Genomic DNA, 10,825 nt, shown 5'->3' on the forward strand with positions numbered 1-10,825 from the left:
AAGGATCGTGTTGCGAAACGCCCGCATCGCCTCGTCATTGCTCAAGGCCCGGAGGGAGCCAACCTGGCACCCAACTCTCTCCCGTGTCAGAGGCAGCCAATGCGGGCTTAAGAGAAACGTTGCGTGACGTTTTTGCCGCTGATCGGGAGGGTATTTGGGCGCCGCTCAACAGCCTGCGGCATCGCAATCGAGTGGATCAACAGAAGCGCAAAGACCCTGACATGCCCCCTGCCCCGGCTCGGTGGCAGCCATCAGCTGGCCTCGGCATTTTTTGCTTCCCTGAGCGGGGTGCCAAAATGTAAGCACGCCCCATCACGTTGACATAGCGGCATTTTTTTAAACGCCGCAGTGGAGCCCGGCAAGATGAATTCGACCATATCCCTCCTTCTGGTCTTCCTGAACCAGTTCTTCATGCCGCGGCACAATGCGCAGCTGAGACTGCTGAAAGCCCAGATCGCTATCTTGCGCGCTCGCATACCGACAGAAAGAATCATCCTGTCGCCTGCCGAGAAAGCTGAACTGCTGCGCATGGGAGAAGAATGCGGGCATGTTGTCGACGGGCTGATGGAAGTGGCCAAGCCCGCGACCTACAAACGCTGGCTCGCCCAGATGCGCGGAGGACGCCCCTTTCAGGCCGTGGGTCGGCCGCGCCTCACGCAAGAGCTGCGCGATGTGGTCATCCGCATCGGGTCTGAAAACCTTCTTTGGGGCTACAAGCGGATCGCGGGCGAGCTGAAAAAGCTCGGGCTTTATGCCGGTGCCAACTCGGTCAAACGCATCCTGAACGAGGCAGGCATCCACCCGACCCCGGAAAAGCGCAACAAGAAGCCCGCCCTGCCGTGGGCCACGTTCATCCGGGCGCACATGGAAACCATGGTTGCCTGCGACTTCTTCTCAAAGACCGTGTTTACGCTACGCGGGCCACGGACGGCCTATGTGCTGATGTTCATCCATCTCGGCAGCCGCCGCGTGTTCTGCAGCGCTCCAACCTATGCACCCGACTCGGCGTGGGTGGCCCAGCAGGCCCGCAACACGTTGATGTGGTGCGAAGAACAAGGCATCACGCCGGAGTTCCTGATCCGCGATGCCGACACCAAATTCAGCGCCAGCTTCGATACTGTTTGGGCGTCGGAGGCCACTCGAGTCATCCAAATCCCGCACAGAGCGCCAGACGCAAACGCCTTCGCGGAATCGTTCATTGGCACCATCAAGCGCGAATGCCTCGATTTTTTCGTTTGCTTCAGCCGCTCGCAGCTCGATTACATCCTCCGCACTTGGGTGCGCCATTACAACACTGAGCGCCCACATCGTGGACGGGAAATCGGGAACAACGTTCTGCAAGTCGATTTCCGACCAGCCCGAGACGGCCCGATCCAGCGCAGACGCCAGCTTGGCGGCATCGTCACATCCTACACCCGCGAGGCCGCGTAAAATTCCGTGCCAACACAAGGATTTATAACGTCGGATTCATCTTGCCGAGTTTCGTCACGGCCTTTAAAAAATCATTCCAAGTCAACGTCATGGCGCAGCGTATACATTTTGGCACCCCTCTAAGATAGGCCAAAGACGCTGGGGATAGCGCGCGAATGAGACGAGCGGGCCCCATAACTGAAGTGATCCGTTTGAACCGCACGATTGCACCAACCTGACCAACTGGGCAACCACACGGTGCACTACCTAGATCATGAGTTGCGAACACCGTAGTGCCCCTGTTTACAGCAGCATTACGGCGCGGCTTCGAGCTTGGAACGGTTGGCACCCTCCGATCCTTCAACTGCACCGTGATCGTCGAGGTCGTCGTGCCATCGGCCAAAATGCTGGTCGGGCTTGCCGTGATCGTCGAGATGGCGACCGCCGCCGTGCCGGGGGTGAAGGCCACCGTAGCGGTATCCGTGATGGCCGTGCCGCCCAGCGTGCCGCTGATGGTCGCCGTTCCTGCGGTGGTCGAGGAGGTCAGCGTTGCGGTGTAGGTACCGTCGCCATTGTCGGTGACCGAACCCAGAGTGCCCAGCGTCGTGCTCAGCGCCACAGTCGCGCCACCGGTGGTCAGGTTGTTGCCGTTGGCATCCTTCAACTGCACCGTGATCGGTTGGAAACGACACCTTGAGCTGCAATCCTCTCGAAGGCTGCGAACAGGCCGGTGATGTACGTCTCGTCTTGCTCATCACCCCACCTGTCACGGGTGTAGCGATAAATGTCGTCGAGGCGGTGGGACGCCCCTTCCTGTATGCGAATTGCGGGCACCGGGTCAGCCCCGATTACGCACGATCACCTCTGCCGCCGTCAGCGGCTTGTACGTCTCCTCCGGAGCAGCGAAGGCATGGGTCAACTCGGCCTTGAGCCGTTCGAACGCCTCGGCCTCAACCGGTTCTTTGTCACGCCGGATCAAGTCGCGGATGTAGTCGCTGACGTTTTCATAGGACCCCTGATCGCCAACGTTGGCTGAGACAAAGTCGCTCAAGGCTCTACCAATGCGGACCATCATTGTAGTCGTTCGGGAAATCACGCTTCTCCTCATAAACGGATGTATTAAATATAACTAAAAACGCACACTGAACACGCATGTCACGCCTTCATTTACACGTCCTTCATCGCAGCCTGCAGAAGCAGCGCGACGTTCTCAGCGGTGAACTTCTAGGGGGGATCACCCCCACTCTACGTGTCTCTTTCGTCTTTGTTAGCCCACCAAAGATCGTCTTCACTATCAAGAATTTTAACTATGGAGATGATGATGAAACCCGCAAATATTAATAGTATTAAAAGTCCTATTATAACAAGGCAAGTCAGACAACACATAGATTTCTATCTCTTTAAGCCGACATTCCCCAAGTGGCCTGCCTTCTGACGTCAAGATCGCCTGACTGCGCCAGGTGATCAAGCTTTTTACGCCCCGATGGGCGTCTGTGGTCGCACAAACGCCCGGTTATCCCCCCGCTTCGACGAATTTCTTCGACCAAGTATAATACAGTTTCTCGCGTTCGTCGAGAAAACGATCCCCCGGATCGTTTTCTGATCCTCCTTTCCCCCTCACGGCGGCAAAGCGCGGCAATGCTATTGTGCCCCACATCATAGCCTTGCTGCTGGAAGTGCTTAGACAAGGAAACCCCATGTAGGAGGCCTCAGGCCCTCACTGAAACCAATATCAATTTCAGTACGAGGCCCCTGCGCGTGAAACGCTAGCCCCAACCGGCGAAGGTTATCACATAACACCACAATCAATTCAACCTGACCTGCCACGCCGCGTTCTGCTCCGACCCGAGCCACTCCGGGAACACGCGCAAATCCCATCCCGCCTTGGCATAGCTGTTGCGGAGGATGTCGAGCACGGTTCGAAGGTGCGGGTCGGCCAGCGGGATCTGGGCTTTGCAGGCGGCGTCGCCAGTGAGGGTTACGGCAAGACCCGAAGGTTGTTTGCTCATCTGGATCGTCGTGCAGAGCCAACGCGGGGTTTCCGGGTCGGCCTGCACCGGTTCTGCCTGCGCTTCAGATTTTCGCGCCTGCCGTACCCGCTCCTGCGTCATCGATTGAACGACATCGGGGGGAACACCCTTAGGGGTCTTATCCTCAAGGTGCTTTGCCAGAACTGGAATGATCTGATCCATCAGCCTACGCGTTAGATATATCACCTGCTTGGCGCCCGTGGCGTCAACAGTGTTTAGGAAAATCCGATCTTCGATCGGATCATAACGCGCGGTGAAGGTCTGAACATGCAACAACACCGGCAGGGAATTTGTATCCTGACTTGTTTCACACATCATCGTTCTCCTTTTTACCGCGCATCCATACGCCGGGCAGGATCGCTCTTCTCAATCCCTGAGCGCAAGTTCCTGCACCCTCGCAATCGGCTGCCAGATATATTCAAGTACTGTGCGCTTGCCGGAGAGTACGTCAACGGTGGCGGTCATACCGGGTATGAAGGTCACAGGCTCCTCATTGACTAGCAGCTCGCCTTCGATCGCCACATCGATTGTATAGTAGCTTGCCCCGCCATTTTTCTCATCAACCACTGCATCGGGGCTAATGCGTAGCACCCGGCCGTCAACCGTGCCGTATTTCGCTGAGTCATAGGCGGAAAGGCGGATACGAACGGCGTCGTCAGGCAGAATGTTCGAGATGTCCTGCGGCGCAATCTTTGCCTCAATCACCAGCGCCTCACCCGTGGGCACAAGTTCTAGAACGACATCGCCAGTATTCACGAAGCCGCCGGGCGTGCGGAAGTTCAGCCGGTTAACAATACCCTGCATGGGCGCGCGGATGACGGTGCGGCTCACGCGTTCTTCCAGCTGCGGCAGCGCCTCGCGCAACTCACTTTGTTCGGCCACGACCGTGTTGATCTCGTCCTTGGATTTCAGGCTGTAGTTGGCCTTGGCATTGGCGATTTCCGTTTCAAGCTCTCGGATACCAGATCGCGCTTGTTCAATCGACACAGCGGCGCGGTCCCCCTCGCCTCTCGTGCGCTCAAGCTCACGTTGTAACTCCAGAAGGCGGGTCGCGGGCGCGATATTGTCTTTCACCAGTGGTGCAACGACCGCAATCTCCTGCTCAAGCAACGCAGCCGTGCGCTCGGATGTACCCACAACGGCCTCTGCACCCCGCAAATCCTGCTGGCGCTGCTGCAGGCGCTGTTCCAGTACCGCAAGCGTGCCTGCAAGTTCGGCCCGGCGTGCCGCGAACAGGCTTTGCTCGGTCAGTGCAACCATCGGAGAGCGCGCATTCAGCTCTGCTGGAATCACAAAATCACCGCCCTCAATCTCTGCGCGCAACCGCAATTCCTTGATATCCAGCGCAGCGAGGCGCTGGCTCAGGCGGTTGAGCTCGCTACTGGCGTCCACGGGATCGATCTCGAATAGAACCTCCCCTTCCTCGACGGTCGTGTTTTCGGATACATAGCGGCGCAGGATCACACCGCCCTCGGCCGCCTGGACCATCTGGTTCTGCACCGAGGAGATGATTCGCCCTTCGCCACGCGTGACATTGTCCAGTTCGGCATAATTCGCCCAGATCAGAAGTGCCGCGACCAACGCAATGATCGTGAACAGAACCGTTGAGCCCGCGAGACCTTCACGGCCCGCCATCTCACGCGCCAGGCGCTTGAATTCCATCTCAGCCATATCAGTTCCTCACCGCCCCTGTGCTCTGAGTTTTTCGGGCGTAGTATCCGCCAGCACCGTCCCCTGATCGATCACGAGCACCCGATCCGCCAGATCCAGAAGCGTGTTGCGGTGGGTGATCATGATCATCGTCCGATGCCCTGCCCAGGCCTTGATGCGATCCAGCACCGCCTTTTCCGTCGCGGTATCCATCGAGCTTGTCGGTTCATCGAGGATCAGCAGGTTCGGGTCATGCAAGAGCGCCCGCGCCAGGTTGATCGATTGGCGCTGGCCGCCTGAAAGACCTTCCCCGCGCTCCTTGAGCTGCATGTCGTAGCCTTGCGGGTGATTGGCCACAAAGTCATCTACACCCGAGATTTTGGCAATGTCCAGCAGATGGGCATCGTCATATTCGTAAAAGCCCATTTGCAGGTTTTCTTTGACAGTTCCGGAGAAGAGCCAGGTTTCTTGCAGCATCACCCCCACATTGCGGCGCAGGTCCGACTTGTCGATCTGACGGATATCGACGCCATCAATCATCACAGCCCCTTCGCTGGGCTCGATCAGCCCGGCCATCAGCCGCGACAGGGTGGACTTGCCCGAGCCCATGCGCCCGACGATCGCCACTTTCTGCCCAGCCGGGATCTTCAGAGAAAGATTGCGAATGATCGGCGCATTGGCACCCGGGAAGCTATAGCTGACGTTCTTCAGCTCGATGCTGCCCTGAAGCCGCGGCCGACTGAGCCGCGGGCGCGATGCATCCACCTGATCACTGTCGTCATTCATCACAGAGGACAGAGAGCGATAGGCCTGCAACGCCCCGTTGGCGCGAGACATGGCGGACGCGAGTTGCGACAGCGGCGCCAGCGTACGGCCGCCTAGGATCACAGCCGCGATCATCGCGCCCATGGTGATCACCCCATCCTGGATTAGGAAGACACCATAGAAAATCGTTGCAATCTGTGCCAATTGCTGGATCGAGGCGGCTGAGTTAATCGCGAACTGCGACAGCATCCGGTTTTTCAGCCCAAGATCGGACTGCGCATCTGAGGCCTCCTCGAACCGCCGCCGCATCAGCCGACCCGATCCGGTCGCCTGCACCGTCTCAAGCCCGTTCAGGGTTTCGACCAGCACCGCCTGTTTGGACATGTTGCTCTGCATCGAGCCTTCGGCAATACGCGCAAGGAAGGGCTGGATCACGAGCCCCGTCGCAATCACCAGCGGCACAGCAATGAGCGGCACCAGCGCCAACGGACCAGCGATCAGGTAGATTACCCAGATAAAAAAGAAGATGAAGGGCAGATCCACCACCGCGATCAGCGTGGCCGAGGTAAAGAACTCCCGCAACGTATCGAATTCGCGCACGATGCTGGCCATCGCGCCCGCCTTGCGGCTGCGCTTGTCGAGCCGCATGTTCAGGATCTTGTCGAAGATAAGCCGCGACATTCGGAGGTCTGCGCGCTTTCCGGCGCGGTCCACGAACTGCGCCCGCAGCGTCTTAATGGCAAAATCAAAGCCGAGTGCCACGAGGACTCCGATGGTCAGCGCGATCAGCGACTCGATAGCCTCGTTCGGCACCACCCGGTCATAGACCACCATTATGAAGAGCGACGTCGCGAGCCCAAGGACGTTGGTCATCGTGGCGGCCGCCATCACTTGCCCATAAAGCCATTTGCTTTGCGCAAACGAGCCCCAGAACCAGTCGTTCTTGCCCTTTGGCCGCGCGGCTTCATGCACCTTGCGGGCGAGGATCACGTGGGGCAACAGCGCGTCACTCCGATCTGATCGCGACAGGACCGTGTGCTGCCTCTCCTCGACAAAGCCGCGGATCACCGCATCCCCGTTCTCCTCGATCTTCTCGATGACGACTGCGTCCCCGTCTTTCGCAAACGCAATCAGCGGGCAATGCGCCGGCGCAAGCGCATTGACCGGCAACTCGCCTAGGCTAGCCTCAAAGCCCACATGCCGCATGGCCGACACCGCCGCCTTTGGATCAAAGGCTTCACGGATCAGTTCTGGAAGATCCCGGATCGCACCTTCCGAAAAAGCTGTGCCATTCAGCGCCAGAATGTGCTGGACCGCTAGGATCAGACTTTGCTCTGTGGCCAGGAAAGTGTCCGTGTCGGCGGCGGGATTTCCCGCTTCTGGCACGGTCTGGGCCGCGTTCTCGTCAGCGCTTGGCGCACGATCCTCCGCAGCTTGGCTTGCGTTCAGGTCCAAGGAGCCAAGAACGATCGAAGATTTGCCCTCAGGCAGAGATGTCGTCATGTTACTTATGTCCCATGCGGCGCAACGGCCGCGTCAGTCTGACCGGGTCACGGCTTCAGGCCGATGACCTCGGTCAGATATCCCGTGCGCCCTGCGATCGTCATCAGAAGCACGATCTTCTCCGCCTGCATCTGGATCTGCTGGTCGCAAGCCCGATAATTCTCGATCTCTGCAGAGATCAACTGCTGCAGGTTGGCCTGTCCCGTCGCAATCTGGGAGCGCGCCGTTTCTGCCTCCGACTTGGTCAGCTTGATCTTCTGCGCCACAAGCGGCATTGACCGCTCCAGCGCGTCCAGGCGCACGATCGCGCCCTGCATTTCCGCCTTGGCAATCCGCTGCGCATCCGTCAGCTGCGCCTCAAGCGCTTCGACACGCTTTTCGGCCGCCTCAAGTTGCGATTTCCGGCGGCCACCATCGCCAAACACATATTGGACCCGCAACCCTGCTGTCACATCGGTCGTGTCTTCCCGATCCATCGGTGACATGACCCCAGCCTGAAGGCTGACTTTGGGACGGAAGGCCGCGCGCGCCTCATCGGCAGCTCCTTGCGCGGCGAACAGCTCGGCCACCGTCCGCTTCAGCGCCGGCGCACTCTTCCACTCGGCCGCCCGCGCGCGAGCGATCTGAACGGTCACGAGGTCCGAGGGCCGCGCAACCTTTCCCGGGTTCTGCTGGAAATACTGCTCGAACCGCACCGCGGCCTCGGCGCGGGCGGCCTCCAGGCCTGTGCGTTCTAATTGGATGTCAAGATATTGCCGCCGCGCGTTCTCGACCGCGGCACGATCAAGCATGCCATTTGCCGCCATCCGGTCCATCTGATCCATCAGATCGCCAAGATCGCCGGTCTTGCGATGCAGCAGCGCCAAACGCTCCGATGCCATCCAATAATCTGCCCAGGCGCGCGCGCCCTCGAGCGCGATCATGTTGCCCCGATCCAGCCTGTCGGCCTGGGCTGCAAGCGCCGCGGCAGTGGCCCGATTGATCGTGCCGCCCGTGGCTCCGCCATCATAGACAAGCTGGGACAGGGTGACGTCACCGGCAGCACCGGTAGTCGTGTCAGAGACTGGGTCGCCCTCTCGCAGCGCCCCGAGCGTGGCATTTGCGCTGAGCTGCGGACGGCGGGCACTGGTCGCAACCCCCACACCCGCCATCGCTTCAGCCTCATAAGCCTCGGCCGTCCGGTACCCCTCATTCGCGGCAACAGCACTGCGCAACGCCTCGGAGAACCCCGCTGTCAGCGTGACAGTGCCACCCGAGTTTGCCTCCGTAGCTTTTGGAGCCTCAAGCCCTTGGGCGAGGCGTTCGCGCATCGCCGCATCCATCGTGCTGACGGAGGTTTTCTCAACGGCACAACCGGCTAGAACGAACAGTCCGCAGGCAGCCAGATGTCGTGCTCGCCGCATAAGCCTTACTCCCCCGCGCGGGCATCAGCCGGTGCGGCCTTTGCCTTTTCCAGCTCAGCCTTCAAACCAGCAATATAGCTGGCCTTTGCCGTGTTATAGACGGCGATCTCGTCCTTGATCTTGCGCATCTGGAATTCCAGAAACTGCAGGCTGGCCAGCTGCGCCTTGCCGTTATCGCTCAGATCTTCGGTGTTGTAGTCGATGCCATCCACAGTGAATTTGGGCATGGGGATTTACTCCTCGTCAAACAGCGTCGAGAGATCAACGCCGGTTTTCTCTTTGATGATTTCGGTCTTGAGGTCCGCGATATAGGCGTTTTTCGCCTTGGTCAGCAGCGCCATGAGGTTGCTCTTTTCTTCAAACAGGCGGTCGAGATGCTGCAACCGCGCCACGAGTGCCTTGGCCTCCTCCGAGGCTTTGGACAGGTCGTAATCCTCCCCGTCGAGGCGCAGGATCTGCGGCGTCTCAGCCATCAGCTTGCCTTGCCTTCCAGCTCGGCCTTAAGGCCCTTCACATAGGCAAAATGCGCTGTCTGGCAGATCGCCAGCTCATTCTGCAGCGCCATCAGCTTGGCCTCGGCAAATTGCAGGCTGGCGATTGCACCCTTGGCCGGGGCGCTCAGGTTCGTGGCATCGTATTCGACACCGTCGATGACGATCTTGGGAGTTTTGGGCGCATCGGCCTGTGGCGAAACGGCAGCAACAACATCGCCGATCGCGTCGCTGATGATCTCGGTGGTTTGGCTACCCGCGTCAGGCTTTTTGGATTTCGCCATTTGATTATCCTTTCTTATGATTTTCATTTGTCAGCGCCTCAACCCAAGCAAGCTGCTTTGGCAGACAGACTGTCTTCAGGTCATAGGCTGCGATGGCCGTGTGGCGGGCGGCGGCACCAAGGCGCTGACGTTCTTGTGGATCGTCTAGCAGGCGGCAGATCGACTGAACAAGGCCATCTATACTGAAGAACTCGACCAAAAGGCCGTTTTCGTTATGCCGAATGACTTCGCGTAGGGGCGCGGTGTCACTGGCAACGATGGCCGCGCCCGCACTCATCGCCTCAATCAGGCTCCAGCTCAAAACGAAGGGGTAGGTCCAATAGACATGGACGGTCGAAAGCTGGAGGAGCGAGACGAAATTGGTATAGGGAACCTGCCCCACGAAATGCACCCGCGCCCAGTCTGCGTCGGATATCTGGCCGCGCACTTCGTTGAGGAACACCTCTTTCCAGGATGCCGCGCCGTTCTTTTCAACGGTCGGCTTGGCGCCATAGCTGACTCCGTCACCGCCCACGATGATGACCTGTGCCTTGGGGCGCTCTTGCAGCAGCTTGGGCAGCGCACGCATGAAAATATGACAGCCGCGCATCGGCTCAAGGTTGCGGTTGACGAAAGTGATGACCTCATCGTCCCGCGTCAAGGTGAGCGGCTCGTCCGATCCATTGCGACGCAGTTTGAGGCTCACCTTAGGGTTGGGCTGGATCGCCTGCGTGTCGATCCCGTCATGCACCACCGTGATCTTCGAGCGAAACGGCTCCGGGAAGGTGCTGGCCTGCCAATGGGTTGGCGCGATCGCCGCATCCGCGAAATCGAAATGCATGTAGTTGTTAAGGTTCTTGAGCTTTAGGCGGCAGTTGTTCCCCGCCACATCCTCCACCGGAAACTCGGGATCAAACCCGGTATCAGCACCCTCCGCCAAGTAGAAGAACTCGCAGAAGATGCCGAGCTTTGCCTCCGGCCAGACCTCCTTCAGAAACAGACTCTCGCCCCAGCCAGGATGGGCGATGATCGCGTCGGGCTCAAACCCCTGCTCCTTGAGCTTCAGGCATGCACGGAACGCTCCCTCGGCACGGATGATTTTGGTCTCAAAATCTACCACCCAAGGATGGGTGCCCGGCGTAGAACCTTGGGTCACCGCGTAGGGCACTAGGTCCACGCCCTGCCAGCGGGTTTCCTTGACCTTTTGCATGGTCAAAGCGACCACCCGATGGCCGCGCTGCGCAATCGCAGGGGCCAGGTGTTTGAACTGGCCGGGGAAATTCTGGTGAATAAAGAGGATGTTCATTGTG

The 10,825-nt window shown here is 59.1% G+C and carries 11 protein-coding genes and 1 pseudogene; 1 reads left to right on the forward strand and 11 read right to left on the reverse strand.

Annotated features, from left to right (window positions below; all coding sequences use genetic code 11):
- Positions 1–363: 363 nt before the first annotated feature.
- Positions 364–1,431 (forward strand): integrase core domain-containing protein, encoded by a 1,068-nt coding sequence (locus ACK8OU_RS19325; protein WP_410304975.1) that lies wholly within the window; start codon positions 364–366, stop codon positions 1,429–1,431.
- Positions 1,432–1,453: 22 nt separating this feature from the next.
- On the opposite strand, the gene ACK8OU_RS19330 is transcribed toward ACK8OU_RS19325, so the two are convergent.
- From ACK8OU_RS19330 to ACK8OU_RS19380, 11 genes and pseudogenes are all read right to left on the reverse strand, one after another.
- Positions 1,454–2,080 carry an invasin domain 3-containing protein gene (locus ACK8OU_RS19330; protein WP_410304976.1) on the reverse strand — a complete coding sequence of 209 codons (627 nt, stop codon included), beginning with the start codon at positions 2,078–2,080 and terminating at the stop codon, positions 1,454–1,456.
- Positions 2,081–2,091: 11 nt separating this feature from the next.
- A pseudogene (locus ACK8OU_RS19335) lies at positions 2,092–2,244 on the reverse strand (type II toxin-antitoxin system RelE/ParE family toxin); the annotation flags it as partial.
- Positions 2,245–2,248: 4 nt separating this feature from the next.
- Positions 2,249–2,503 carry a ribbon-helix-helix domain-containing protein gene (locus tag ACK8OU_RS19340; RefSeq protein ID WP_410304985.1) on the reverse strand — a complete coding sequence of 85 codons (255 nt, stop codon included), beginning with the start codon at positions 2,501–2,503 and terminating at the stop codon, positions 2,249–2,251.
- Between the two features lie 712 nt (positions 2,504–3,215).
- A complete protein-coding gene (locus tag ACK8OU_RS19345) occupies positions 3,216–3,755 on the reverse strand; it encodes a hypothetical protein (RefSeq protein WP_410304977.1) in 540 nt (179 codons plus the stop codon).
- Positions 3,756–3,806: 51 nt separating this feature from the next.
- Complete coding sequence (locus ACK8OU_RS19350) at positions 3,807–5,111, reverse strand: HlyD family type I secretion periplasmic adaptor subunit (protein WP_410304978.1); 1,305 nt, start codon at positions 5,109–5,111, stop codon at positions 3,807–3,809.
- A 9-nt stretch (positions 5,112–5,120) separates the two neighbouring features.
- Entirely contained in the window at positions 5,121–7,358 is a 2,238-nt protein-coding gene (locus tag ACK8OU_RS19355) for a type I secretion system permease/ATPase (RefSeq protein WP_410304979.1), read from the reverse strand.
- A gap of 47 nt (positions 7,359–7,405) precedes the next feature.
- Positions 7,406–8,668 carry a TolC family protein gene (locus ACK8OU_RS19360; protein WP_410304980.1) on the reverse strand — a complete coding sequence of 421 codons (1,263 nt, stop codon included), beginning with the start codon at positions 8,666–8,668 and terminating at the stop codon, positions 7,406–7,408.
- A 98-nt stretch (positions 8,669–8,766) separates the two neighbouring features.
- Positions 8,767–8,988, reverse strand: a complete 222-nt coding sequence (locus ACK8OU_RS19365) for a hypothetical protein (RefSeq protein WP_410304981.1) — start codon at positions 8,986–8,988, stop codon at positions 8,767–8,769.
- Positions 8,989–8,994: 6 nt separating this feature from the next.
- Positions 8,995–9,234: a hypothetical protein gene (locus ACK8OU_RS19370; RefSeq protein ID WP_410304982.1), complete on the reverse strand. Its 240-nt coding sequence runs from the start codon at positions 9,232–9,234 to the stop codon at positions 8,995–8,997.
- Positions 9,234–9,536, reverse strand: a complete 303-nt coding sequence (locus ACK8OU_RS19375) for a hypothetical protein (protein WP_410304983.1) — start codon at positions 9,534–9,536, stop codon at positions 9,234–9,236. Before ACK8OU_RS19375 ends, ACK8OU_RS19370 begins: the two co-directional genes overlap by 1 nt.
- A 4-nt stretch (positions 9,537–9,540) precedes the next feature.
- Positions 9,541–10,825 (reverse strand): glycosyltransferase (locus ACK8OU_RS19380; protein WP_410304984.1); only part of this gene is annotated, 1,285 nt, incomplete at its 5' end.

Origin of the sequence: Pontitalea aquivivens (assembly GCF_046507575.1) — a bacterium.
Lineage (GTDB): Bacteria > Pseudomonadota > Alphaproteobacteria > Rhodobacterales > Rhodobacteraceae > Pontitalea > Pontitalea aquivivens.